The 1,958-nt window shown below is 71.5% G+C and carries 1 protein-coding gene and 1 pseudogene; both read right to left on the bottom strand.

Annotation, left to right across the window (positions count from 1 at the left end; all coding sequences use genetic code 11):
* Nucleotides 1-1,304 (bottom strand): annotated as a pseudogene (locus NON22_RS23595) (hypothetical protein); the annotation flags it as partial.
* Between the two features lie 64 nt (nucleotides 1,305-1,368).
* Nucleotides 1,369-1,958, bottom strand: a 590-nt coding sequence (locus NON22_RS23600; protein ID WP_257389431.1) for a 4'-phosphopantetheinyl transferase family protein, incomplete at its 5' end; no start/stop codon positions are given.

Raw genomic sequence — 1,958 nt, forward strand, 5'->3', positions numbered from 1 at the left:
CGGGCCGCGATCGTCTCGGCCGACTCCGGTTCGGGCGGCGCGACGACGGACGGGGGAACGGTCGGCCTCGTCGCGGCGACGGGCGGGCCGGCGCTGCCGGTGACCGGGTCGAGCGGCGGCGGCAGCGGATCCTCTGCGGGAATCGGCGCAGACGGTTTGCCGGACGGCTTGCCCGTCGGCGCGACACCGGTCGTCGTCGCGAGCACCGGGTTCTCCGGCGGCTTGACCACGACGGTCTCGGGTTCGGGCTCGGCCAGCGGATCGTGCATCAGCGCGAGGTCGATGCCGGCCAGCGCCTCGACCGGTTCGGCCAGGAAGAACAGCTTGAACAGCACCGGCGGCGCATCGTTGTGGCGCGCCGTCAGGTTGAGCCAGCGCAGGACTTCCTCCGGATCGTAGGTGTCGTACTGGGCCGGCGCGATGTCCTCGCGCGGCAGGCTCAGGAGCTTGATCTCGCCGCCGCCGCGCAGCAGCTCGCGATAGATCTCGACCACGCCCTCGGCCGGCACGATGTGCGATGCCTTGAGCCGGTCCTGCACGCTGGCGATGTGCCGGTCGACGAAACCGTCGACGTCCAGTCCGGTCTCGCGCGCGCAGAACTCGTTGCGCCGGCGCAGGAAGCCGTTGTCGCGATAGCTGAAGTCGGCCGAGGCGATGCGCAGCGCGTCGCGTGCGGCGGCGCTGTCGAAGATCTGCGGCTGGAGCTGAAGCAGCTCGGTGCTCAGCGCGACCTTGCCGAACGGCGGGTTGTCGAGGCGCAGGTCGGCATCCAGGCGCTGCGTCTGCGCGTCGTAGCGGTAGTCGAGATCGAGCTGCGGCGCGCGCGGCTGCATCTGCATCGCGCTGAAATTCGCCGGCGACAGCTCGTCGACCGCGCCGCAGGCGAAGGTCTCGAACGGCGCAAGGCTCTGCGCGCCGAACCACGGCGGCGTGTTGCCGGCCGCGAGCTTGCGTAGCGCCGGCAGGTTCAGATCGGTCAGACGCAGCCCCAGCTGTTCGGGCGCGCTGTTGTCGCGCGTGATCGAGCGGCGCAAGGTCCACAACACGCCCGGCGTACGCAGCCGCAGCGATGACGCGCTGAAGCCGGCGACCTCGAACCCGGCTTTGGGCCGGAACTGCACGCCGCTGAGCGTCACATCGCCGTCGAACGAACCGCTGGCGCTGGTCCAGCTCAACTCACCCCAGCGCCGCAGGCCGTCGGCGAGTGCCTGCGCCTGCTGCCCGGCCGCGAACCAGAGCGCCAGCTTGAGACCCAGCGCAAGCACAACGGCCGATAGCAGCAGGTTGCGCAGGAGCTTCCACATGTCGACGGCGGGCCTCGACCGAATGTTCGGGGTTTGACCGGAACTTAGCCCGTTAAGCCCTGGCCTACAACTGGGCTTGGTACGGGTCCGGCGACGTCGATGACGCCGGCATGACATCCTCGAAACACTGCAATTGCCGCGCTTCTCCGTACCAGGCCAGATGGCCCAGCCGCGGCGCTGCGACGGGCAACGCGCGCACCTGCCAGCCGGCCGCATCGCCGCCGTCCCCGGCGATCCAGGCAAGGCGGATCGGCGGCGCCGACAGGTCGAACTCGAGCCGGTCCAGGCCGAACGCCAGACCGCGACCGAGCGCCTTGAGCACGGCTTCTTTGGCCGTCCACAGGCGCAGGAACAGCAACTCGCGCGCGACCTCGGCCGCCTCGGCGACGGCACGCGCTTCGGCCGGGCGGAAATAACGCCGCGCCAACGCGACGAAAGGCCGCAGGCGCCCCGGCGTTTCCAGGTCGACGCCGAGCTCCACGCCGCGCGCGATCGCGAGCACGGCGGCCGCGCCGCTGTGGCTCAGATTGAACGCGAATGCGCCGTCGGCCAGCGCGGGCTTGCCGTGCGCGCCGGTCTGCAAGGCGCCGGCGCCGAGCTCGCGGCCCGCGTAGGCCGACAGGCGCCGGCGCAGCCAGCGCTGGGCGGCGCCGC

The organism is Tahibacter caeni (assembly GCF_024609805.1).
GTDB lineage: Bacteria > Pseudomonadota > Gammaproteobacteria > Xanthomonadales > Rhodanobacteraceae > Tahibacter > Tahibacter caeni.